Raw genomic sequence first — 308 nt, 5'->3', positions numbered from 1 at the left:
CGCCCTGCCGGTGGCCGGACTCGTCACGGCCAACGCCGCCTCCGCCGCCCCCGCCGGCGTCTGGGACAAGGTCGCCGCCTGCGAGGCCACCGGCAACTGGGCCATCAACTCCGGCAACGGCTTCTACGGCGGCCTCCAGTTCACCAGCTCCACCTGGGCCGCCTTCGGCGGCACCGCCTACGCCCCCCAGGCCCACCAGGCCACCAAGGCCCAGCAGATCACCATCGGCGAGAAGGTCCTCGCCGCCCAGGGCCCCGGCGCCTGGCCCGTCTGCTCCGTCAAGGCCGGCCTCACCAAGTAACACCCCC

1 pseudogene is annotated in these 308 nt (G+C 74.0%); it reads left to right on the top strand.

Annotation, left to right across the window (positions count from 1 at the left end):
• A pseudogene (locus tag ADK60_RS27230) lies at positions 1–298 on the top strand (transglycosylase family protein); the annotation flags it as partial.
• Positions 299–308 lie beyond the last annotated feature (10 nt).

It is taken from the genome of Streptomyces sp. XY431, from assembly GCF_001279805.1.
In the GTDB taxonomy this organism is placed as follows: Bacteria; Actinomycetota; Actinomycetes; order Streptomycetales; family Streptomycetaceae; genus Kitasatospora; species Kitasatospora purpeofusca.
Note: the sequence above shows the minus strand (reverse complement) of the source record. Positions and strands in the feature narration are given on the sequence as shown.